Origin of the sequence: Nocardia callitridis (assembly GCF_039543305.1) — a bacterium.
Classification (GTDB): domain Bacteria; phylum Actinomycetota; class Actinomycetes; order Mycobacteriales; family Mycobacteriaceae; genus Nocardia; species Nocardia callitridis.
Genome location: NZ_BAABJM010000002.1, coordinates 1,883,029 through 1,905,983, shown reverse-complemented (window position 1 = coordinate 1,905,983; position 22,955 = coordinate 1,883,029). Strand labels below are relative to the sequence as shown.

The following is a 22,955-nucleotide window of genomic DNA, read 5'->3' as shown; positions in this document are numbered from 1 at the left end:
CGCTACCCCGCCGCGCCTCGTTGTGACTTCGGTTACATTCGGCTGTTGTTGTCTCCGTTGGGCTTTCGATGGCTCAGTTGAGACATTGTCGGGTCATGCTGTCGGAGCGCGGGATTCGTGCCGGCGAATCGGCTCCGACCGCAGGTCACAGCAGATCGCTGATGTCGTCGGGAACGTCGACGGCATATTTGCGCAAGATCTCCATCGAGATCACCTCCAACGCGTCCTCGTGCGTCGCCGCGAGCACCACCGGGGCGGCGACACCGTCCTCGTGTGCGTGCAGCCAACGCACGGCCACCACGCACCAACGATCACCCGGCTGTAGGCCGGGAAAGTTGTTCTCCGGCCGTGGCGTGCTCAGATCGTTGCCGATAGACGCCTGATGTTCCAGAAATTCCGCTGAGACGACGGTGCACACAGTGTGGCTGCCCAGATCCTCCGGCCCGGTCCCGCAGCAGCCGTCGCGGTAGAAGCCGGTGAGTGGATCGGTGCCGCACTCTTCCAGCGGTCCCCCAAGCACGTTTCGATCGGTCACGCCGCCGATCCTATTGGCCATGAGCGAGAAGTTCCGCAGGACAAGAAATCTCGGAAGCTGTGTCACTGATCGTTGACTACGCGCCGGGTCGTGTGCGTACGCGCCGTAGCCCACGTGCCGAGCCGGGCCGTGGCGTTCTGCAAGGATGGGCGGCGTGAGTCCCCAAGTCTGGATCGTGATCGCCGCTGTTGCCGCGTTGCTGCTCGTGGCGCTTGTCGCCGGGTTCGTCCGGTACAGGCGTTCCCGCGTATCGCTGGCGCCGCCCGCCGCGGACAAGGAGGTAACCGACCGGTCCGGTGGTTACGCGGCCGCCGGTGGATTCAATTTCAGTCAGGGTGGCACCGCCACCGCGCCCCCACCCGAACCGGTGCTGCGGACCGACACCGAAGGGCAGCCACACGTCGGTGACGACGCCGCGGTCCCACGCGACGCGCCCCGGCGCGGCATCACCGACGTCCCGTTGCCCGAGTCGGATATCGCGGCCCCTTCCGGTGCCACCGAATCCGACCTCGTCGACGACGCGTCGACCGATATCACCCCTGTCGACCATGCTGCGCCGGTCGGCACACCCGATGCCGACGAGACGGCGCCCGCCGAGGCCGCCGCACCCGAAACCGATACCGCCGTGCCCGAAGCACTGGCGGACGCGACCGCGGTCGAACCCGAAGCTCCCGTCGACGCCGCACCGCCGGTCACCGCGCCCGACACCGTCGCGGGCGCGGAGGCGCCGGCACCGATCGAGGAGATCGAGCCGACCGCCGGTCGCCTGCTCCGCCTGCGCGGTCGCCTCTCGCGTTCGCAGAACGCCGTCGGCAAGAGCCTGCTCGGTCTGCTCGGCGGCGGCGACCTGGACGACGAGTCGTGGGAGGAAGTCGAGGACACCCTCGTGCTCGCCGACCTCGGCACCGCGAGCACGGCACAGGTGGTGGCGCGGCTGCGCGAGGAGATGGCCGCACGCACTGTCCGCACCACCGACCAGGCGCGCGCGGTGCTGCGTGACGTGCTGATCGAGGCGCTGCGTCCCGAACTGGACCGTGCGGTGCGCGCGCTGCCACACCCCGACCATCCGTCGATCCTGCTCGTCGTCGGCGTCAACGGAACCGGCAAGACCACCACCACCGGCAAGCTCGCGCGCGTCCTGGTCGCCGACGGACGCAGGGTGCTGCTCGGTGCCGCGGACACCTTCCGCGCCGCCGCCGCCGACCAGTTACAGACCTGGGGCGAGCGCGTCGGCGCCGACACCGTGCGCGGCAAGGAAGGCGCCGACCCCGCCGCCGTCGCCTTCGATTCGGTGGCCGCGGGCATCGAGCGCGGCGTCGACGCGGTGCTCATCGACACCGCGGGTCGGCTGCACACCAAGACCGGCCTGATGGACGAACTGGGCAAGGTCAAGCGCGTGGTGGAGAAGAAGGCCGCCGTCGACGAGGTGCTGCTGGTACTCGACGCCACCGTCGGCCAGAACGGGCTGATGCAGGCGCGGGTATTCGCCGAGGTGGTCGACATCAGCGGCGTGGTGCTCACCAAGCTGGACGGGACCGCCAAGGGTGGCATCGTCTTCCAGGTGCAGCACGAGCTGGGTGTTCCGGTGAAACTGGTCGGCCTCGGCGAGGGTGCCGACGATCTGGCGCCCTTCGAACCCGCCGCGTTCGTCGACGCGTTGCTCGGCTGAGCGCTCGGATTCCGATATTTCGGACACCGTAGAAACGGCTTCCGACCGGGACGAAACGTATTCGCAACACAGCTGCGGCATCCGTTCACGCAGGTGAAACGCGACAGCTCAACGGATGAAACACCGGATGAGGACCCTTCTTGTCAGGTCCATTTGCCGTCGACGGCAGGGCCGGAGATGAGGAGGACTCGAGGTGGAATATCCCCTGACCGGTGTGCCGGACACCGGCGACACCGCATGGATACTGGCCAGTTCGGCGCTGGTGCTACTGATGACGCCGGGTCTGGCGTTCTTCTACGGCGGCATGGTTCGTTCCAAGAACGTGCTCAACATGATCATGATGAGCGTCAGCGCGATGGGTCTGGTCGGCGTCCTCTGGTCGCTGTACGGCTACTCGGTGGCGTTCGGCGACAACACCTTCGGCTTGATCGGTGACCCGACCCAATTCTTCGGGCTGCGGGGTCTGATCGGTGGTAACGCGGAAGCGGCCACGGATACCGCGGCGGCGACGAACATCCCGCTCGCAGGAACGATCCCGGCGATCGTGTTCGTCGGCTTCCAGTTGATGTTCGCGATCATCACCCTGGCCCTCATCTCGGGCGCGGTGGCCGATCGCATGAAATTCGGGTCCTGGCTGCTGTTCTCCGGGCTCTGGGTCACGATCGTCTACTTCCCGGTCGCGCACTGGGTGTTCGACTTCGACGTCGAGGACGCCGCGGGCAATGTCGTCCACCACGGTGGCTGGATCGCCAACAAGTTGGCCGCGATCGACTTCGCCGGTGGTACGGCCGTGCACATCAACGCCGGTGCTGCCGGTCTGGCATTGGTGCTCGTGCTCGGCAAGCGCAAGGGCTGGCCCAAGACGCCGTTCCGTCCGCACAATCTGCCGTTCGTGATGCTCGGCGCCGGTCTGCTGTGGTTCGGCTGGTTCGGCTTCAACGCCGGTTCGGCGCTCACCTCGGGTGGTCTCGCGGGGTCGACGTTCGTGGTCACCGCGATCGCCACCGGTGCGGCCATGCTGGCGTGGTTGCTGGTGGAGCGGCTGCGTGACGGGCACGCGACCTCCCTGGGCGCGGCATCGGGCATTGTCGCGGGTCTCGTCGCGATCACCCCGTCGTGCTCGTCGGTGAACGTGCTCGGCGCGTTGCTCATCGGCGTGGTGGCGGGTGCGCTGTGCGCCCTCGCGGTGGGTCTGAAGTTCAAATTCGGCTTCGACGACTCGCTCGATGTGGTGGGCGTGCACCTGGTCGGCGGCATCGTCGGCACCGTGCTGATCGGGTTCGTCGCGGCGCCGGAAACCGGCGCTGGTGTGGCGGGTCTGTTCTACGGCGGTGGCTTCGACCAGCTGTGGCGACAGGTTGTCGGCGCCTTGGTCGTGCTGGCGTTCTCCTTTGTCGTCACGCTGATCATTGCCTATATCGTGAAGTTCACCATTGGATTGCGCACGAGTGAGGAAGCCGAGTCGGTGGGCTTGGACGAGTCCGAGCACGCGGAAACCGCTTACGACTTCGCCGCGCTGGGCAGCACGGCACGGTCGGCCGTCAAGGAGGCATGACGAACATGAAACTGATCACCGCAATCGTCAAACCGTTCACGCTCGAGGACGTCAAGACCGGGTTGGAACAGGCGGGCGTGTTCGGCATGACCGTCAGCGAAGTACAGGGCTACGGCCGCCAGAAGGGCCACACCGAGGTCTACCGTGGCGCCGAATACTCCGTCGACTTCGTGCCGAAGGTGCGCGTCGAGGTGGTCGTGGACGACGCATCGGTGGACAAGGTCGTCGAGGTGATCGTCGAAGCCTCCCGCACCGGCAAAATCGGTGACGGGAAGGTCTGGGTGACCCCGGTGGAGACGATCATTCGGGTGCGCACGGGTGAACGCGGCACCGACGCGCTCTAAGGGATAGTCGAAAGTTCTTCAGCGACCCCGCCTCCCGCCGCAACCGGTCGGGGCGGGGTCGCGATGGTGTGGACGGGCGGTGGGTTCATGGTCGGCGGATCGATGGGTGCGCACGACGGCGGTGGCGCTCGAGAGGCGGTCGGCGCCAACATCTCGCACGGCGCCGCCGATCTGGTTCGGGCCCGCGCACAATTGCTCGAAGGTGGGCTGCCGCGCAATCCGCGGCTGGACGCCGAGTCGCTGCGTCTTGCCCTCGTCGACCTCTACGAGCTGTGGTTGACCACCAAGGGCACCGAGGTCGGTATCACCCGGGACAGCGGGCTGGCGTTGGTCGCGGTGGGTGGGCTCGGGCGAGGGGAGATGCTGCCGTACTCCGATCTGGACCTGGTGCTGCTGCACGACGATGTCGACCCGAAGCTGGTCGCCGAGATCGCCGATCAACTCTGGTACCCGCTCTGGGACGCGCACATCAAGCTCGATCACAGTGTGCGCACCGTCGCGCAGGCGGTGCGGGTCGCCACCGACGACATGGTCGCCGCGCTCGGCATGCTCGAGGCCAGACACATCGTCGGGGATCCCGAGCTGAGTGCCCTGCTGATCGGTGAGGTGCGCCGCAATTGGCGCACCGGCATCCGCACCCGATTCGATGAGCTGATCACCCAGGTCGAGGCGCGCTGGCAGCGCAGCGGCGAGATCGCCCACCGCGCCGAACCCGACCTGAAGAACGGTCGAGGTGGGTTGCGTGACATCCAGTTGCTGGACGCGCTGGCCATCGCGCAACTGACCGACGCCGTGCCCGGCCTCGGCCCCGACGTGCCGGGCGGCGGCCTGACCATCGCGCACCGGCGTCTGCTCGACGTCCGCACCGAGCTACACCGGGTGGCCGGTCGCGCCCGCGACCAGTTGCGCGCGCAAGACGCCGACGAGATCGGTGCCGCCCTGCGCATCGGTGACCGGTTCGATCTCGCACGCACCCTGAGCGATTCCGCGCGCACGGTGGGCTACTCCGTCGACGTCGGATTGCGTACGGCGGCAAACGCTTTGCCGAGGCGCGGCTTGGCGCGGCTGCGTCGTCTCCCGGTGCGGCGACCACTCGACGAGGGAGTGGTGGAGCACTCCGGTGAGGTGGTGCTCGCGCGTGACGCGCGGCCACAACGCGATCCCGGTCTGATCCTGCGGGTCGCGGCGTCCTCGGCGCGCACGGGACTGCCGATGTCGGCGACCACGCTCAATCGGCTCTCGGAGGACGCGCCGGAGCTGCGCGAGCCATGGCCCAGAGGCGCGCTCAACGATCTGCTGATCCTGCTCGGCGCCGGTCGCGGCGTCATCGGCGCGATCGAGGCGTTGGACCGAACGGGTTTGTGGGGCAGGCTGCTTCCGGAATGGGGCGCGGTGCGCGACCTGCCGCCGCGCGATGCCCAGCACGTGTGGACCGTTGATCGGCACCTGATGGAGACCGTGGCTCGTGCGGGGTCGATGAGTACCCGTGTCGCGCGTCCCGACCTGCTCGCCCTCGGCGCGCTGCTGCACGACATCGGGAAGGGCAGGGCGGGCGACCACAGCGTCGTCGGTGCCGAACTGGCCACCCACATCGGTCGCCGCCTCGGCTTGTGGCCCTCGGATGTGTCGACCCTGCATGCGATCGTTCGCTACCACCTGTTGCTCCCCGATACCGCGACACGTCGCGACCTCGCCGACCCGCAGACCGTGCAGCGCGTGGTGGACGCGCTCGACGGTGACGTGCAGTTGCTCGAACTGCTACACACCTTGGCCGAGGCCGATTCGTTGGCCACCGGGCCGGGAGTCTGGGGTGAGTGGAAGGCGTCGCTGATCGGGGAGCTGGTGCGGCGCTGCCGCCTGGTGATGGCGGGTGAGCCGCTCCCGACGCCGGAACCGATCGCGCCCGCGCTCATCGCGAAGGCCAAGACGGGCGGCGTGCACGTCGAATTGCGGCAGGGCGAAGGGAAATACACCTACGCGGTCACCGTGATCGCACCGGACGGCACGGGGTTGCTGTCGGATGCCGCCGGCGTGCTGGCATTGCATTCGTTACGGGTGCTGTCGGCTTCGCTTGGTAGCGAGGGGGATTCGGCGATCGACGAGTTCCTGGTCTCGCCCGAATTCGGTAATCCACCCGACGCCGGACTGCTGCGCCAGGAGCTGATCCGCGCGATCAACGGCCAGCTCGACGTGTCGACGGCGTTGGCCAAGCGCGAGCGGGAAGCGGTCGGCGCGCGGGCGAGCAAGTACGCCAACGCGGAACCGAAGCTGTTGTGGACGAAGACCTCGGTGCCGGGACAGGTGATCCTCGAGCTGCGCGCGGAGGACCGGATCGGTTTGCTGAGCCGTCTCGCCGGTGCGCTCGAGCACACGAATACCGATGTGCGCTGGGCGAAGGTGGTGACCATGGGCTCGGCGGTGGTCGACTCGTTCTGTCTCGACCTCGGCATCGATGACACCGAGAAACGCCGTGCCACCATAGCGAATGCTGTGCTGGCCATGGTTGCGCGTCCGGAACCGCGTAAGCCGGACGGCGATCGCCCAGCGACGTAGTCGCCCGTGCGAGCCAGGAAATCCGTGAGCCGAATCGTTGTACGAATCGTTGCACGAGATTTGCTCTATCACAGGCATGCGAGCGGTCGGCACCTTTAATATCGGAGCGTCTGGCTATCCGGATCGTCTGGCTGTCGCGAGCACGAGGGGAGCAGGTCGGTGGCAATTGAAGTCGTTTCGGCGTCGATGATGACCAGTGACGAGACCGCGCATATGGCTCGCTGTGTCGGTGGAGATCGGTGGGTTGTCTCCTGGCTACCGGGTCGGACGTTCACCGCGCAGCAGGCGGTGACCGCGATGACCATCGCCTCCACGATCGCCAGCTCGCCCGTTCCCACCCACGCGGAATGGGCTGCGCTGGACGATCTTTCCTTGGAATTGGGGCTGACCGCCCGCGAGGCGGTGTTCATGGTCGCCGAGGAGAACCACGACTACCGCAAGTCGGTCGCACCCCGGTCGCGAGCCCTGGACTGACCGCCGGCACGCTCGAACGACGCACCGCCTGCGTGGACACGCGGAGGATCCCATTACCCTGGAGGGTAATTGTGACGTCCCCCGAGATCAGGAGCGCGATCGGTGTTCGAATCCCTGTCCGACCGGCTGACCGGTGCCCTCAAGGATCTGCGCGGTAAGGGGCGTCTGTCACCGGCCGACATCGACGCCACCTGCCGCGAGATCCGACTCGCCCTGCTCGAGGCCGACGTCGCGCTGCCGGTGGTGCGTGGGTTCATCGCCAGGATCAAGGAACGCGCCAAGGGCGCGGAGGTGTCGGGTGCGCTGAACCCGGCACAGCAGGTCGTCAAGATCGTCAACGAGGAACTCGTCGGCATTCTCGGCGGCGAGACCCGCAGGCTGAGCCTCGCCAAGAACCCACCGACGGTCGTCATGCTCGCCGGTCTGCAGGGTTCCGGTAAAACCACCCTCGCGGGCAAGCTCGCGAAATGGCTGCGCGGACAAGGACATCAGCCGCTGCTGGTGGCCTGTGACCTGCAGCGCCCCGGCGCGGTCACGCAGCTGCAGGTGGTCGGCGAGCGCGCGGGTGTTCCGGTGTTCGCGCCACACCCCGGCACCTCCGTCGGTGGTGGCGACAACGAACTCGGCATCACGGCCGCCGACCCGGTGGCCGTCGCACGCGACGGTGTCGCCGAGGCGCGCGCCAAGCAATACGACGTGGTGATCGTCGACACCGCGGGTCGGCTCGGTATCGACACCGAACTGATGACCCAGGCCGCGGGCATTCGCGACGCCGTGCAGCCCGACGAGACGCTGTTCGTGCTCGACGCGATGATCGGCCAGGACGCGGTGAGCACCGCCGAGGCGTTCCGCGACGGTATCGGGTTCACCGGCGTCGTGCTCACCAAGCTCGACGGTGACGCCCGAGGCGGTGCGGCACTGTCGGTGCGCAATGTCACCGGCGCGCCGATCATGTTCGCCTCCAGCGGCGAGAAGCTGGAGGACTTCGACGTCTTCCACCCCGACCGGATGGCCAGCCGCATCCTCGGCATGGGCGATGTGCTCAGCCTGATCGAGCAGGCCGAGCAGGTCTACGACGAGCAGCAGGCCGAGGAAGCCGCCCGCAAGATGGGCAGCGGCGAGATGACGCTCGAGGACTTCCTCGACCAGATGCTCGCGATCAGGAAGATGGGCCCGATCGGCAATCTGCTCGGCATGTTGCCGGGTGCGGGCCAGATGAAGGACGCGCTGTCGCAGGTCGACGACCGTCAGCTCGACCGGGTGCAGGCGATCATTCGCGGGATGACCCGTGCCGAGCGGGACAATCCGAAGATCATCAACGCCTCCCGCCGCCTGCGCATCGCCAACGGTTCCGGCGTGCAGGTCTCCGAGGTGAACCAGCTGGTCGATCGTTTCTTCGAGGCGAAGAAGATGATGGCGGCGATGGGCCGCCAGATGGGGATGCCTGGCGCTCGACGCGGCGGCAAGAACACCAAGAAGGGCAAGAAGGGCAAGAAGGGTGGGCGCGGCCCGACCCAGGCGAAGGTGCGCGGCGGTTTCCCCGGTGGGATGCCCGGCCTGCCGCCGGGGATGCCCGATGTGTCGAACATGCCGTCGGGCCTGGACCAGTTGCCGCCGGGACTCGAGGGCTTCGACCTGTCCAAACTCAAGTTCCCCAAGCAGTAATCTCCCGTAAGTCGTGGTGCCGCACGGGGATTCGTGCGGCACCACGACTGGTTTTGGCTCCATTCGGTCGTCGCGGACGAACCGACGACAGGAAGGTCGCCGTGCATCTGCGTGGTGTTGTTCTCCCCGACGGCCGGACGCGTGATCTGTGGGTGCGCGACGGACTGATCTCCGACGACCCGGTTCCTGGCGCGGAAACACTGTGCGAGGACGGCTGGATCGTGCCGGGTCTCGTCGACGCGCACTGCCATATCGGCATCCGCTACGGCGGTGGCCACGAGGACCGCGACGGCGCGCTGGCGCAGGCCGAGACCGAGCGTGACGCGGGTGTGCTGCTGGTGCGCGACGCCGGGTCGCCGATCGACACCCGTTTCGTCGACGACCGGGACGATCTGCCCAGGGTGATCCGTGCGGGCCGCCACCTCGCCCGCCCGCGCCGCTACATCCGCGACCTCGGCCTCGACCTGGAAGACGAGAATCAGCTGCCCGCCGCGGTGGTCGAGCAGGCTCGGCGTGGTGACGGCTGGGTGAAGATCGTCGGCGACTGGATCGACCGCGAAGTGGGAGACCTGCGTCCGCTGTGGAGCGACCGGATCCTGAAGGAGGCCATCGACGCGGCACACGCCAACGGCGCGCGTGTCACCGCGCACGTCTTCGGCGAACACGCGTTGCCCGGCCTGATCAACTCCGGGATCGACTGCCTCGAACACGGCACCGGGCTCACCGACGACACCATCGCGATGATGGTCGACCACGACACCGCGCTGGTCCCCACCCTCATCAATATCGACACCTTCCCCGAGATCGCCGACAGCGCCGTCCGATTCCCCACCTACGCCGCACACATGCGCGATCTACACCGTCGCTCCCGCGACACCGTCGGCAAGGCGCACGCGGCCGGGGTGCAGATCTTCGCGGGCACCGACGCGGGTGGCTCGATTCGGCACGGGCGTATTCGCGACGAGGTCGCCGCGCTCATGGAGGCGGGGTTATCCGGTCACGACGCCTTGGGGGCCGCCTCGTGGAACGCTCGTGCCTGGCTCGGCCACCCGAGCCTCGAACCCGGCGCGCCCGCGGATTTCGTTGTCTACGAGCAGGATCCACGCACCGACCCGCAGAAGATCTTGGCGGCACCGCGTGCGGTAGTTCTGCGCGGGCGGCTGCACGCTTCCGAACTCGACTAGCGGGTGGGAGCTTGGGGGTCGAAGGGTGTGGGGTGGTGTGTGGGGTTATCGCGGCGTGTGCCAGCTGTCGCCGGGTCGTGTGCGGGGTGTGGATGTGAATTCAGGGTTGAGGCGCCTGGGTGTGTGGGGTGGGTGGGTCCTCGTGGTCTGCGGGGCGAAAAGTGCCGCGATTTCTTGGGGGAGGTGGGTGTCTGGCACAATCGAGCATCGTCCTTCCGGACAAAGTGTCAGCCCGTCTCCGGTTACGTACCGCGCGGCGGTCACACACTCCAAGCGCTAAACCGGGCTCGCAGACCATGCGGGTCGCTGAATTGCGCCCGTGACCACAGGTCGTCGCCTCGCGCTGACGGCCGTACCTGAAAGGCAGACCGATCATGGCTGTTCGTATCAAGCTCACCCGCTTGGGCAAGATCCGCAACCCCCAGTACCGCGTCGTCATCGCCGACGCGCGCACCCGCCGCGACGGCAGGGCCATCGAGTCCGTCGGCAAGTACCACCCGAAGGAAGAGCCTTCGCTGATCGAGATCGACTCCGAGCGTGTGCAGTACTGGCTGGGTGTCGGCGCGCAGCCGACCGAGCCCGTGCAGCGGCTGCTGGAGATCACCGGTGACTGGCAGAAGTTCAAGGGCCTGCCGGGCGCCGAGGGCACCCTCAAGGTGAAGGAGGCGAAGACCTCCAAGCTGGATCTGTTCAACGCCGCGCTGGCCGCCGCCGACAACGAGCCGGTGAACGAGGCCGTGACGCCGAAGAAGAAGGCCGCCAAGAAGGACGCCGCCGAGGGTGACACCAAGGCCGATGAAGCGGCCGCCGAGTAATGAGTGCGGTCGTCGCCGATGCCGTGGAACATTTGGTTCGCGGCATTGTCGCCAATCCCGATGACGTCCGGGTCGAACTGATCACCGGTCGTCGCGGCCGCACCGTCGAGGTGCATGTCAACCCCGACGACCTCGGCAAGGTGATCGGTCGCAGCGGACGCACCGCGACCGCGCTGCGCACCCTGGTCGCCGGTATCGGCGGGCGCGGTATCCGCGTCGACGTGGTCGACACCGACCAGTAGATGGAACTCGTCGTAGGACGGGTCGCCAAGTCGCACGGTGTGCGGGGTGAGCTGGTCGTCGAGGTACGCACCGACGAGCCGGAGGCGCGTTTCGCGCCCGGCGTCACCTTGCGCGGTCGACTCGCGCGATCCAAGGAAGTTCGCGACTTCACCGTGGAGTCGGCCCGAGAGCATTCGGGCCGACTTCTGGTGGTGCTGGCCGGGGTCGTCGGTCGCGAGGCGGCCGACGCCTTGCGCGGCACCTTGTTCTTCATCGACAGCGCCGATCTTCCTCCTTCGGCGGACCCGGAGGAATACTACGACCACGAGCTGGAGGGGCTGACGGTTCAGCTCACCGATTCGACCGTGGTCGGCACGGTGCGTGAAGTGCTGCATTCCGCTGCGGGAGAACTGCTTTCGGTCACCGCGGCCGAGGACGGCAGGGAAATCTTGATCCCGTTCGTCACCGCCATCGTGCCCACCGTCTCGGTGCGGGAGAAGCTGATCGTCATCGATCCGCCCGAGGGCTTGCTCGATCCGGAATGATCGACCTCGACGGTGCTCGGGGTTCGCGCACGCACAGGAGCTCGACGTGAAACTCGATGTCGTCACGATCTTCCCCGAGTATCTCGAACCACTGCGCACGGCGTTGCTCGGCAAGGCCATCGACAAGGGCCTGATCTCCGTCGACGTGCACGACCTGCGTCGATGGACGCACGACGTGCACAAGTCCGTCGACGATTCGCCCTACGGTGGCGGGCCGGGCATGGTCATGAAACCCACGGTGTGGGGCGATGCCCTCGACGAGGTGTGCCCCGACGACGCGGTACTGGTGGTTCCCACCCCCGCGGGTGTCCCGTTCACACAGGAGACCGCTCAGCGCTGGGCGAACGAATCGCATCTGGTGTTCGCGTGTGGGCGCTACGAGGGTATCGATCAGCGGGTCTTCGATGACGCCGCCCGTCGCGTGCGCGTCGAAGAGGTCAGCATCGGCGATTACGTGCTGATCGGCGGCGAGGCCGCGGTACTGGTGATGACCGAGGCGGTGGTCCGGCTGCTGCCCGGCGTGCTCGGCAATCAGCAGTCCCACCAAGAGGATTCGTTCTCCGACGGCCTGCTGGAGGGACCCAGCTACACTCGCCCCGTGACCTGGCGTGAGCTGCACGTCCCGCCGATCCTGCTGTCCGGCGATCACGCGAAGGTCGCCGCGTGGCGCCACGAGCAATCTCTGCGTCGCACCAGGAACCGTCGACCGGACCTGCTGACGCCGCCGCACGAGAACTCCCCCGACTAGTACCGAGTTACAGCTGGCCGCGTGGTAGGCGGCGATTGTCGGTACGGGCACCGGCGGGGTACCTCAGGTGATCGCTGCGTGCTGTCGTCGGCGCCGGGGAGGTGATCGCCGCGTCGTTGTGGGCGCGATCCATGGCCGGACTCGGGTGATCAAGCGGTGGCCGTGTCAGGGCAGCAAGCCGAGACGGCGGGCGGTGACGACGGCTTCCTGCCGGGTGTGCGCGTCGAGCTTGCTCATCGCATTGCGCAGGTAACTTTTCACGGTTTCGGGTCCGAGCGAAAGCCGTTGTGCCGTTTCCTGATTCGTGCATCCGAGGGCCACGTGTCCGAGGACGTCGAGTTCGCGGCGCGACAGGCGGGGCGCGTCGGGGGCGAGGTCGCCGACGAGTGCGCGCGAGAGGCGATCCGACAGTGCGTGCAGGCGCTCGCGGAGCTCGTCGTCGTGGGCCGAGCACACCATCCCGCGTAGCTCGACGTTGATATCGCGCAGTTCCTCGGCCACGGCCGGGCCGGTATCGGGGGAGGGGGCCGTTACTTCGAGCATGCGCACCCTGCGGTCCACCTCGTCGCGTACGCCGATCTCACCGGCCAGCCGTCGACCCGCGCGCACCGCGAGATCGACCGCGCGATCGCCGAGCGGGTTTTCTCCCCTGGTCGCGGCGTAGATGACGGCACGCGAACGGTGTTCGACGACGACCGGCACGGCCAGCACGGAACGAATCCGCTCACCCGTGACCGGCCCGTCGTAATGATGGGTGATGGTCGCGGCCCTGCGATAATCGGCCACCGAGGCCGGGCGGCGCGAATCCATCACGCGCCCACCGAGGCCGGAGGTACGCAGCACCGCGAGTTCGCGCAAACCGTTGGTGAGTGTTCCGTAGAACTCGGTGAGCAGCAGCGCGTCCTCGTGCACCTCACCGCCGAACACCACGGGAACCCCGGCCTGGTCGGCCACCCGGCGGATCTCCGCGCGCAACGCGTCGCCGTCACGTGGGCGAAGAACGGTGTGAACCATCGGGTCACCCCTTTTCGGGGGTAGTGGCGAACTCGGTGCGCCCCACATCCTAGTCGTACGGGGGTGAGCTGGATCACGGGATGAGAGAAGCGAGATGAGTGTGGACCTGAATGCGCGGGTTGGTGAGTTACTCGACCGCTACGACCGGCCGGACTCCTCGGCCGCGCAGTTGCTGTGCGATCGGCATCCCGCCGACGCGATCGCCTGCACCGTTGTCGAGAAGGACCTGTCGTCGGTGGACCTCACCTACGGTGAGCTGCGCGAGCGTTCGGCCCGGTTCGCCGAGGCGCTGGCCGATCTCGGTGTCGCACGCGGCGACCGGGTGGCGACCCTGATGACGAAGTCGGCGGAATTGGTGGTGGCGCTGCTGGGAATCTGGCGTCGCGGTGCGGTGCATGTTCCGCTGTTCACCGCGTTCGCGCCGCCCGCAATCGCGCTGCGCCTGGATGTGAGCGATGCCGCGCTGGTCATCGCCGACGCCGATCAGGTCGCCAAGCTGGCGCCGGGGCCCGACCTGCCCGGCGACCCGTCATGGCGCGTCATCGTCAACGGTCCCGCGGCGGCGGGCCAACTGAGCATGGCCGAGCTGCTCGCCGCGCACCCGGTTGCCGACCGTGACGACCCGGTCGCCGTCGGCGGGAACGGGCTGCTGGTGCAGCTGTTCACGAGCGGAACCACCGGCACGCCGAAGGGTGTACCGATCCCGTTGCGCGCGTTGGCGTCGTTTCACGCGTATCAGGAATTCGCCCTCGACGTGCGTCCCGACGACGTCTTCTGGAACGCAGCCGACCCCGGCTGGGCCTACGGCCTCTACTACGGAATCCTCGGGCCGCTGGTCAGTGGAATCCGCACGATTCTGTTGCACGCGGGGTTCTCGGTGCCGCTGACCTGGCAGGTGCTCGAACGTTTCGGTGTCACCAATTTCGCCGCGGCGCCGACGGTCTACCGCGCGTTGCGCGCGGATACGGCCGCGGCGCCGGCGAACCGGGTGCGGTTGCGTCGCGCGTCGTCCGCGGGGGAGCCGCTGACACCCGAGGTGGTGAGTTGGTCGCGCGAGCAGTTGGGTGTCGCGGTCCGCGACCATTACGGGCAGACCGAGCACGGCATGGTGGTCTGTCATGCCTGGCATCCCGATCTCGATGACGAGGTGCCCGCAGGATCGATGGGCAGTGCGCTGCCGGGCTGGTCGTGTGCGATCCTCGCCGACGACGCCGATATCGTCGCCCAGGCAGGCGAATTGGGCCGTGTCGCGATCGATACCCACGCCAGCCCTTTGCTCTGGTTTTCCGGATATCTCGATGCCCCGGAGCGCACCGCCCAGCGCTACACCGCCGACGGACGCTGGTATCTCACCGGCGACGCCGGTTCTCAGGACGCGGACGGCCATTTTCGTTTCTCCGCCCGCGACGACGACGTGATCATCATGGCCGGGTATCGCATCGGGCCCTTCGAGGTGGAGAGCGTGTTGGTGATGCACGAGCGGGTCGCCGAGGCCGCGGTGGTCGGCATGCCCGACGAGCTGCGCGGCGAGGTGCTCGAGGCGTTCGTGGTGTTGCGCGACGACGGCGGCGCGGGCGGCGGCCCCGAACTCGAAGCCGAGTTGCAGACCTTGGTGAAGCAGAAGTTCGCGGCACACGCCTACCCGAGGACCGTGCATTTCGTGTCGGGTCTGCCGAAGACACCCAGTGGCAAGGTACAACGTTTCGTGTTGCGTCAGCGCGAGGGGAACGAGGTGCGCAAATGAGCGAACCGAGTTACGCCTCGGGGGTCGGTGATACCCCGCTGCTCGGCGACACCATCGGCGGAAACCTCGACCGCACCGTCGCGGCGTTTCCCGATCGGGAAGCGTTGGTGGACCGCGCTTCCGGTCGACGCTGGACCTACCGCGAACTCGCCGACGCTGTCGACGCGGTCGCCACCGGTCTGGACGCCTCGGGCATTCGCAAGGGCGACCGGGTCGGCGTCTGGGCGCCCAACTGCGCGGAGTGGTTTTTCGTGCAGTACGCGACAGCGAAGATCGGCGCGATCCTGGTCAATATCAATCCGGCGTATCGAACGAGCGAATTGGAGTACGTCCTCGGGCAGGCCGGAGTGCGGATGCTGATCGCGGCCGAGCGCTTCAAGAACTCGGACTACGCGGCGATGATCGCGCAGACCCGCCCGAACTGTCCTGCACTGGAACAGGTGGTGCTACTCGGTTCGCCGGAATGGGAGCGGCTGACGACGGCGGTCGTGAACGGCGACCGTTTGGCGGGCTTGGCCGCTCAGCTGTCGGTCGATGATCCGATCAACATCCAATATACCTCCGGCACAACGGGTTTCCCCAAGGGTGCCACGTTGAGTCACCACAATATCCTGAACAACGGCTTCTTCGTCGGCGAGCTGTGTGGCTACACCGAACAGGACCGGATCTGTGTCGTGCCGCCGTTCTATCATTGCTTCGGCATGGTGATGGGCAACCTCGCGAGTACCACCCACGGTGCGGCGGTGGTGATTCCCGCGCCCTCGTTCGATCCGCGCAAGACCCTCGAGGCTGTCGCCGCCGAACGCTGCACCTCGCTCTACGGCGTGCCGACGATGTTCATCGAGATGCTCAGCGACCTGGACGCGTTCCTCGAATCGGGGGACACGCCAGCCGATCTCAGCTCACTGCGCACCGGCATCATGGCGGGTTCGCCGTGTCCGGTGGAGGTCATGAAGCGGGTGATCGACCGGCTCGGCATGGACGAGGTGTGCATCTGTTACGGAATGACCGAAACCTCCCCGGTGTCGATCCAGACCCGGCGCGACGACGACATCGAACACCGCACCGCGACCGTGGGCCGGGTCGGCCCGCACCTGGAGATCGAGATCGTCGATCCGGCAACGGGACTCACCGTCCCGCGCGGTGAACCGGGCGAGCTGTGCACCCGCGGCTACTCGGTGATGCTCGGCTACTGGCGTGACGAGGACAAGACCGCGGCGGCGATCGACGCCGCCCGCTGGATGCACACCGGCGATATCGGCGTGATGGATGCGGACGGTTATGTGGCGATCACCGGACGGATCAAGGACATGGTCATCCGTGGTGGCGAGAACGTCTATCCGAGGGAGATCGAGGAATTCCTCTACACCCACCCCGACATCCTGGACGCGCAGGTGATCGGCGTGCCGGACCCGAAGTACGGCGAGGAATTGATGGCGTGGGTCAGAATGCGCGCGGGCGCAGCGGTTTTGGATGCGGCGACGCTGCGTGAGTTCTGTGTCGGCAAGCTCGCGCACTTCAAGATTCCCCGCTATGTGCATGTGGTCGAGGAGTTTCCGATGACGGTGACCGGCAAGGTACGCAAGGCCGAGATGCGCGAGCTGTCGGTGGCGCTACTCGATCAGCCTGACCAGGAGTGATAGCCGAGCGTGCGGAGGCATTGCCTGGGCGCGAGTCGCGTGTCGGTGGACGACGGTAGTGTCTGCGGTCGTGACGACAGCGCCCGAGACCGCCAGTGCAGAGTCCACCGAGAACGCAGGGTCCACCGAGAAAGCGGAATCCGCCGATACCGTGACCGACGCGCCCCGCGCGTCCGAAGCCACGAGTGCTCCCGCGACCCGACGTTCCGATATCGCGGGTCATGCCAGCGTGAACCGCCGCATCGCCGACGAGTTGGCGGTGCGGGAGAGTCAGGTGCGCGCCGCCGTCGAGCTACTCGATGGCGGCTCCACCGTGCCGTTCGTCGCGCGCTACCGCAAGGAGATCACCGGCGGGCTCGACGATGCGCAACTGCGTCAGCTCGACGAGCGCCTGCATTACCTGCGCGAACTCGACGAGCGCAGGGCCGCGATCCTCGAATCCATCGACGGCCAGGGCAAACTCGACGACGCGCTGCGCGGCCAGATCATGCTCGCCGAGACCAAGGCCAGGCTGGAAGACATCTACCTGCCCTACAAGCCGAAGCGGCGCACCAAGGCGCAGATCGCCCGCGAGGCGGGGCACGAACCGGTCGCCGACGCGTTGATCGGTGACCCGTCCACCGACCCCGCCCAGTACTCCACCGAACAGCTCGACGGCGCTCGCGCGATCCTGGTCGAGCGTTTCGCCGAGGACGCCGATCTGGTGGGTGAGCTGCGTGAGCTGATGTGGAATCGCGGACAGGTCGTGTCCTCGGTGCGTGCGGGCAAGGAGGAGGCGGGCGCGAAGTTCGCCGACTACTTCGAGTTCAACGAGCCGTTCGACCGGCTGCCCTCGCACCGCATTCTCGCGCTGCTGCGCGGCGAGAAAGAGGACGTGCTCAGTCTCCAATTGGAACCGGATACCGAGGAACTGGAGCCGGGGCAGCGCTCGATCTTCGAGGGTCGGATCGCCGTACGGTTCGATATTCGCGATGAGAATCGTGCCGCCGACAAGTGGCTGCTGGATACGGTGCGCTGGGCGTGGCGCACGAAACTGCAAGTGAGCCTTGGTATCGACACCAGGATGCGGCTGCGTCAGGCGGCCGAACGGGATGCCGTCGATGTGTTCGCGGCCAACCTGCGCGACCTGCTCCTTGCCGCACCCGCTGGCACCCGCACCACCATGGGCCTCGACCCCGGCTACCGGACCGGCGTGAAGGTCGCCGTGGTCGACGGCACCGGTAAGGCCGTCGCCACGGAGGTCATCTACCCGCACAAGCCGCAGGGTCAGACCGAGAAGTCGCTCGCCGTGCTCGGCGCGCTGGTCGCACGGTTCAAGGTCGACCTCATCGCCATCGGCAACGGCACCGCCTCACGGGAGACCGATGCCCTTGCCGTGGAACTGATCTCGCGAATTCCGGAGAACAAGCCGACCAAGATCGTGGTCTCCGAGGCGGGCGCCTCGGTGTACTCGGCGTCGGCCTATGCCACCCAGGAACTGCCCGACATGGACGTGTCGTTGCGCGGGGCGGTCTCCATCGCCCGACGTTTGCAGGACCCGTTGGCCGAATTGGTGAAGATCGATCCGAAGTCTATCGGTGTCGGCCAGTACCAGCACGACGTGTCCGAGACCCTGCTCGCCCGGTCGCTGGGCGCGGTCGTCGAGGACGCGGTGAACGCCGTCGGTGTCGACGTGAACACCGCCTCGGTGCCGCTGCTGTCGCGGGTGTCCGGTATCGCCGGCTCGGTCGCGGAAAGCATTGTGGCGCATCGGGACAAGAATGGCCCCTTCCGGAGCAGGACCGCGCTGCGCGAGGTCCCGAGGCTCGGGCCGAAGGCATTCGAACAGTGCGCGGGCTTCCTGCGTATCCGCGGTGGCGACGACCCGCTCGACACCTCCTCGGTGCACCCCGAGGCCTACCCCGTCGTGCGGCGCATCCTGGAATCCACCGGTAAGGATGTCGCGGAGATCATCGGCAACACCACCACTCTGCGTTCGCTACGGCCCGACGACTTCGTGGACGAGCGCTTCGGTGTACCGACCGTTACCGACATCATCTCCGAACTGGACAAGCCGGGTCGCGACCCGCGTCCGGAGTTCAAGACCGCCGAGTTCGCCGCCGGCGTCGAGAAGGTCGCCGATCTGAAGCCGGGCATGGTGCTGGAGGGTGTCGTCACGAACGTCGCCGCGTTCGGCGCGTTCGTGGATGTCGGTGTGCACCAGGATGGTCTGGTGCACGTGTCGGCGATGTCGCACAACTTCGTCAAGGACCCGAGGGAAGTCGTGAAATCCGGCGATGTGGTGAAGGTGAAGGTGCTCGAGGTCGATGTGGCGCGTCAGCGCATCGGTCTGACCTTGCGCTTGGACGACGAGCCGGGCGCCCCCGCCAAGGGCGGCGGTGATCGCCGCACGGGCGGCGAGGCCAAACAGCGCGACGGCGGTGGCGGTCGTGGCCGACAAGGCAGCGGCAAGCCGCAGGGGCAAGGCCAAGGTCAGGGCAAGCCGCAGCAGGCGCGCGGCGGCGGCAATCAGCGCCGCAACGCTCCCGCGCCCACCGGCTCGATGGCGGATGCGTTGCGGCGGGCCGGTTTCGGGAAGTAACCACCCTGGAGGGCGGGAGGTAGGCGGCCGTGCGGCGGTGGCTCGACGACGACGTGATCGGGCAGGGACGGCTGCCGTTGCTGTGCTTCCTGCTCGGCTTCATCGTCGGGTTCCTGTTCATCCGCCTCAGCGTGCGGCTGATTCGCAAGCAGGTGCGATGGTGGCCGGGCAATGTGCGGCCCGGCGGGGTGCACATTCACCACATGGTCTTCGGGGTGGTGCTTGTTCTGGCCTCCGGCCTCGGCATGGTGGCGGTGTTCGAGACCGCGAGCACGACGACCGCCGGTTTGCTGTCGGCCACCTTCGGGGTGGGCGCGGCACTGGTGCTCGACGAGTTCGCGCTGATCTTCTACCTGCGCGATGTGTACTGGGAAGAGCAGGGCCGCACCTCGGTCGACGCGGTGTTCGTCGCGCTCGCGGTGACCGGCCTGCTGCTCCTGGGTTTTCACCCGTTGTGGATGCTCGATATCAACGACTTCCGCAGCGCGCCCGGCCGCGATGTCGAGTTGTTCGTAGTCGGGTTCTCCCTGGTCAACCTCGCCTTGGCGGCGGTCGTGATCGCCAAGGGCAAGATCTGGACCGGCCTGTTCGGCATGTTCTTCCTGCCGCTGCTTTTCGTCGGCGCGTTCCGGCTGAGCAGGCCGGGTGCACCGTGGGCGCGCTGGCGATACGCGAAACGGCGGCGCCTGATGTATCGCTCGATCGTGCGTGAACGCCGCTACCGTCGGCCGGTGATCCGCGCGAAGATCTTCGTCCAGGACCTGGTCGCGGGCAAGCCCGATCCCGAGCACGTGCGTACCGCCGCCGAGGCGGAATTGACCAGGACGGTGCTGCCCGCACCGCCCGCGCCGCAGCGAGCGCACCCTAGGTGGCCGTCGGAATCGGAATCCGGGCGCTGACCTCCTCGGGTGGGCGGGTAGTCTGCTGGCTGACGGGTGGGCCGATTTCTTTTCGGACCCGCCGATCTGGCACAATGCTCGGGTTGCCCCGAGTGGTTCGGCTCGGCGTGACCCCAATACTCGGAGCATGAACCGGTCGAGCACGTTCAGTGTCGCCAGGGTCCTCTGTTCGTTCGAACCCATAAGGATGGAAAATGAACACCCTCGACTTCGTCGACGAGAAGTCGCTGCGCAGCGACGTCCCCGACTTCCGCCCCGGCGACACGCTGAACGTGCACGTGAAGGTCATCGAAGGCTCCAAGGAGCGCGTCCAGGTCTTCAAGGGCGTCGTCATTCGGCGCCAGGGTGGTGGCATTCGCGAGACGTTCACCGTCCGCAAGGTGTCTTTCGGTGTCGGCGTGGAGCGCACCTTCCCGGTGCACAGCCCGAACATCGACCACATCGATGTCGTGACCCGCGGTGACGTCCGCAGGGCCAAGCTGTACTACCTGCGCGATCTGCGCGGCAAGGCCGCCAAGATCAAGGAAAAGCGCTGAGCTAGTTGTTCGGCGAGTCAGCTCGCCGAAGGATTTTCTTCGATAGCCCGGCATCGGACGGTAGTCACGGTGCCGGGCTAATCTGTTCGCGTGGCAGACGAAAGTGGGTCGGTGTCGGTGTCCGAATCGGGCGACGAGGAGTCGGGAAAGCGTCGGGGTAGTCGGCGAGTCAAGACGAAGAAGAAGCAACGCCCGTTCTGGCAGGAACTACCGATCCTCATCGTGATCGCCGCCGTGATCGCGGCGCTGATGGTCACCTTTATCGGTCGTCCGTACGTGATTCCTTCGGAATCCATGGAAACCACGCTGCACGGTTGTGCCGGGTGCACCGGCGACCGCATCTACGTCGAGAAGCTGAGCTACTACTGGGGCGACCCCGAGCCGGGCGACGTGGTGGTCTTCGTCGGTCCGCCCTCATGGAACACCGCCTACCAGTCGATTCGCTCCGACAACGCCACCAAGCGTGGTGTGCAGAACTTCTTCTCCTTCTTCGGACTCGTACCACCGGACGAGAACGACCTGGTCAAGCGCGTGATCGCGGTCGGAGGTCAGACCGTGGAGTGCTGTGACACCGAGGGCAGGATCAAGGTCGACGGTAAGGCGTTGGACGAGTCGTACGCGCGCTACACGCTGCCGTATGTGGCGGGCCAGCCGTTCAGCCCGCGCGGCGGCCGTGAATTCAAGGCCGTGAAGGTCCCCGAGGGGCACCTGTGGGTGATGGGCGACAACCGCAACAATTCCGCCGATTCGCGCGCCCACATCTCCGATGAACTCCAGGGCACGGTCCCGGTCGACAACGTGCGCGGCAAGGCCGTATTCAAGATCTGGCCGCCGAGCAGGATCGGTCCCGTGCGGTCCGAGCAGCCCCAGGCGAACTGACCGGCACGGTCGGCGAGATAATCGAACGGTGGGGCAAGTTCAGGTGGCGCAGGGTCGTCAGAAGCAGACCCGAGCGGGGTCGAGCCGAGCAGGGCAAAGTCGCGCCGCGCGCGGCCTCGCGGTGCAGCGCACCGGTTGGCCGCCGCGGGTGGTGATGCGCAAGGCCGCTGGCCTACGCACGTTGGAGGCGGCGCTGATCCGTAGTGGTCTGGGGCCCGTCGCCGGGGTCGATGAGGCGGGCCGTGGACCGTGCGCGGGTCCGTTGGTGGTCGGTGCCTGTCTGCTCGCACCCAAGGCGTACGACAAGCTCGCCGGTCTCGACGACTCGAAGAAGCTCACCGAGTCGGCGCGTGAGGAGCTCTACCCGGTGATCACCCGCCTCGCATTGGCGTGGCAGGTGATTGTGGTGCCCGCCTGGGAGATCGACTCGATCGGCATCCATGTCGCCAATATCGAGGGCATGCGGCGCGCGATCGCCGGATTGCGTGCCGATCCGGGTTACGTGCTCACCGACGGTTTCCGCGTACCGGGTATCCCGGTGCCGTCGTTGCCGGTGATCGGGGGCGACGCGACGGCGGCGTGCATCGCGGCGGCGAGCATACTGGCGAAGGTGACCAGGGACCGCATGATGGTCGAGTTGGACGCGAAGTTTCCCGGCTACGGTTTCGCGGCGCACAAGGGCTACAACACGCCCGATCACACCGCCGCGTTGCGTCGGCTCGGGCCGAGTAGTGAGCACCGGCGTTCCTGGCGCAATGTGCGCGAGGCGGCCGGACTGCGGCCGGTGAGCGCGGTCGCCGAGGACGCCGACGCGGTGCTCGCGGGGGAATTCGACGAAGTACCGACCGAAGAGTCCAGCGTGGATTTTCCGGGGGCCGAGTGGACGGGTAGCCGAGTGGCTGCCGACCTCGGCCATGCGCGATGATGTCAGCACACGACGCAGTGCGGCGAGAAGGAGGACGTCCCACCCGATGAGTGCCGAGGACCTCGAGAAGTACGAAACCGAGATGGAGCTCTCGCTGTATCGCGAGTACAAGGACATCGTCGGTCAATTCTCGTACGTGGTGGAGACCGAGCGCCGCTTCTACCTGGCCAACTCCGTGGAGCTGCGCCCGCAGAACGCCGACGGTGAGGTGTACTTCGAGGTGCGGATGAGCGATGCGTGGGTGTGGGATATGTACCGCCCCGCGCGGTTCGTCAAGCACGTGCGGGTGATCACCTTCAAGGACGTGAACGTGGAGGAACTCGAGAAGCCGGACCTGCGCCTGCCCGAGTGAGACCCGGGCGACGTGCGCGTTTGTCCACAGCTTTCGTTTGTCCACAGGTTTTGTATTCGCCCAGGTCGTCGCGTCT

At 67.1% G+C, this 22,955-nt stretch carries 21 protein-coding genes; 19 read left to right on the top strand and 2 right to left on the bottom strand.

The features are described from left to right. Positions 1-145: 145 nt before the first annotated feature. Positions 146-535, bottom strand: coding sequence for a DUF2237 family protein (locus ABEA50_RS17420; protein ID WP_345496458.1), 390 nt, complete (start codon positions 533-535; stop codon positions 146-148). 145 nt (positions 536-680) lie between these two features. On the opposite strand from ABEA50_RS17420, the gene ftsY reads away from it, so the two are divergent. The 11 genes from ftsY to trmD all read left to right on the top strand — a co-directional run bounded on the left by ftsY (position 681) and on the right by trmD (position 12,309). Further along, complete coding sequence (gene ftsY, locus ABEA50_RS17415) at positions 681-2,204, top strand: signal recognition particle-docking protein FtsY (protein ID WP_425577628.1); 1,524 nt, start codon at positions 681-683, stop codon at positions 2,202-2,204. Between the two features lie 193 nt (positions 2,205-2,397). Beyond that, entirely contained in the window at positions 2,398-3,759 is a 1,362-nt protein-coding gene (locus ABEA50_RS17410) for an ammonium transporter (protein WP_345496456.1), read from the top strand. A gap of 5 nt (positions 3,760-3,764) precedes the next feature. After that, the gene (locus tag ABEA50_RS17405; RefSeq protein ID WP_345496624.1) at positions 3,765-4,103 is read left to right on the top strand and encodes a P-II family nitrogen regulator; all 339 of its coding nucleotides are present in this window, start codon (positions 3,765-3,767) and stop codon (positions 4,101-4,103) included. Positions 4,104-4,205: 102 nt separating this feature from the next. Then, positions 4,206-6,656 carry a [protein-PII] uridylyltransferase gene (locus ABEA50_RS17400; protein ID WP_345496623.1) on the top strand — a complete coding sequence of 817 codons (2,451 nt, stop codon included), beginning with the start codon at positions 4,206-4,208 and terminating at the stop codon, positions 6,654-6,656. 159 nt (positions 6,657-6,815) lie between these two features. Continuing rightward, positions 6,816-7,130, top strand: coding sequence for a hypothetical protein (locus tag ABEA50_RS17395; protein ID WP_345496455.1), 315 nt, complete (start codon positions 6,816-6,818; stop codon positions 7,128-7,130). 102 nt (positions 7,131-7,232) lie between these two features. Then, a complete protein-coding gene (ffh, locus tag ABEA50_RS17390) occupies positions 7,233-8,795 on the top strand; it encodes a signal recognition particle protein (RefSeq protein ID WP_345496454.1) in 1,563 nt (520 codons plus the stop codon). Positions 8,796-8,896: 101 nt separating this feature from the next. Next, positions 8,897-9,979 carry an amidohydrolase family protein gene (locus ABEA50_RS17385; RefSeq protein WP_345496453.1) on the top strand — a complete coding sequence of 361 codons (1,083 nt, stop codon included), beginning with the start codon at positions 8,897-8,899 and terminating at the stop codon, positions 9,977-9,979. Between the two features lie 374 nt (positions 9,980-10,353). Beyond that, positions 10,354-10,794 carry a 30S ribosomal protein S16 gene (gene rpsP, locus ABEA50_RS17380; protein ID WP_345496452.1) on the top strand — a complete coding sequence of 147 codons (441 nt, stop codon included), beginning with the start codon at positions 10,354-10,356 and terminating at the stop codon, positions 10,792-10,794. Beyond that, entirely contained in the window at positions 10,794-11,036 is a 243-nt protein-coding gene (locus ABEA50_RS17375; protein ID WP_345496451.1) for an RNA-binding protein, read from the top strand. The genes rpsP and ABEA50_RS17375 overlap by 1 nt, the downstream gene beginning before the upstream one ends. Further along, positions 11,037-11,561, top strand: a complete 525-nt coding sequence (rimM, locus tag ABEA50_RS17370) for a ribosome maturation factor RimM (RefSeq protein WP_345496449.1) — start codon at positions 11,037-11,039, stop codon at positions 11,559-11,561. It abuts the gene before it with no gap. Positions 11,562-11,607: 46 nt separating this feature from the next. Then, positions 11,608-12,309, top strand: coding sequence for a tRNA (guanosine(37)-N1)-methyltransferase TrmD (gene trmD, locus ABEA50_RS17365; RefSeq protein ID WP_345496448.1), 702 nt, complete (start codon positions 11,608-11,610; stop codon positions 12,307-12,309). Between the two features lie 165 nt (positions 12,310-12,474). On the opposite strand, the gene ABEA50_RS17360 is transcribed toward trmD, so the two are convergent. Then, positions 12,475-13,323 (bottom strand): helix-turn-helix transcriptional regulator, encoded by an 849-nt coding sequence (locus ABEA50_RS17360; RefSeq protein ID WP_345496447.1) that lies wholly within the window; start codon positions 13,321-13,323, stop codon positions 12,475-12,477. Between the two features lie 94 nt (positions 13,324-13,417). On the opposite strand from ABEA50_RS17360, the gene ABEA50_RS17355 reads away from it, so the two are divergent. The 8 genes from ABEA50_RS17355 to ABEA50_RS17320 all read left to right on the top strand — a co-directional run bounded on the left by ABEA50_RS17355 (position 13,418) and on the right by ABEA50_RS17320 (position 22,879). Next, entirely contained in the window at positions 13,418-15,067 is a 1,650-nt protein-coding gene (locus tag ABEA50_RS17355) for an AMP-binding protein (protein WP_345496446.1), read from the top strand. Beyond that, positions 15,064-16,707, top strand: a complete 1,644-nt coding sequence (locus ABEA50_RS17350) for an AMP-binding protein (RefSeq protein WP_345496444.1) — start codon at positions 15,064-15,066, stop codon at positions 16,705-16,707. Before ABEA50_RS17355 ends, ABEA50_RS17350 begins: the two co-directional genes overlap by 4 nt. Before the next feature lie 211 nt (positions 16,708-16,918). Continuing rightward, positions 16,919-19,288: a Tex family protein gene (locus ABEA50_RS17345; RefSeq protein WP_345496622.1), complete on the top strand. Its 2,370-nt coding sequence runs from the start codon at positions 16,919-16,921 to the stop codon at positions 19,286-19,288. 29 nt (positions 19,289-19,317) lie between these two features. Continuing rightward, positions 19,318-20,187 carry a hypothetical protein gene (locus ABEA50_RS17340; protein WP_345496443.1) on the top strand — a complete coding sequence of 290 codons (870 nt, stop codon included), beginning with the start codon at positions 19,318-19,320 and terminating at the stop codon, positions 20,185-20,187. A 194-nt stretch (positions 20,188-20,381) separates the two neighbouring features. Further along, positions 20,382-20,723, top strand: a complete 342-nt coding sequence (gene rplS / locus ABEA50_RS17335) for a 50S ribosomal protein L19 (protein WP_330249379.1) — start codon at positions 20,382-20,384, stop codon at positions 20,721-20,723. 90 nt (positions 20,724-20,813) lie between these two features. After that, positions 20,814-21,602, top strand: coding sequence for a signal peptidase I (lepB, locus tag ABEA50_RS17330; RefSeq protein WP_425577627.1), 789 nt, complete (start codon positions 20,814-20,816; stop codon positions 21,600-21,602). Positions 21,603-21,723: 121 nt separating this feature from the next. Then, entirely contained in the window at positions 21,724-22,527 is an 804-nt protein-coding gene (locus ABEA50_RS17325; RefSeq protein ID WP_345496620.1) for a ribonuclease HII, read from the top strand. 46 nt (positions 22,528-22,573) lie between these two features. Then, on the top strand, positions 22,574-22,879 hold the full coding sequence (locus ABEA50_RS17320; protein WP_345496440.1) for a DUF2469 domain-containing protein: 306 nt from the start codon (positions 22,574-22,576) through the stop codon (positions 22,877-22,879). Positions 22,880-22,955 lie beyond the last annotated feature (76 nt).